1 pseudogene is annotated in these 231 nt (G+C 42.4%); it reads right to left on the bottom strand.

The annotated features are described in order from the left end of the window. A pseudogene (locus AAEY78_RS15190) lies at nucleotides 1-231 on the bottom strand (multidrug ABC transporter ATP-binding protein); the annotation flags it as partial.

The raw sequence follows: 231 nt of genomic DNA, 5'->3' as shown, positions 1-231 counted from the left end.
CTGTATGATAGAGGTCCGTTTAAGCTTGGGAATAAAGAAACGTAAGGTAAAGCCAACCAGTACGAACCAGATAACAAAAGGTATGAGCAATAAGCTGTCTAAATTGAATAAGATAACCCCAGTCGTAATAAAGTAGACAATGACATACATAAACATGTCAGTGACTGTCATCACCGTATCGCGTACGGCCAGCGCCGTTTGCATTACCTTGGCTGACACACGACCAGAGAA

Origin of the sequence: Psychrobacter sp. 16-MNA-CIBAN-0192, assembly GCF_040309565.1 — a bacterium.
In the GTDB taxonomy this organism is placed as follows: domain Bacteria; phylum Pseudomonadota; class Gammaproteobacteria; order Pseudomonadales; family Moraxellaceae; genus Psychrobacter.
This window is presented reverse-complemented; position numbering and strand designations above follow the sequence as displayed.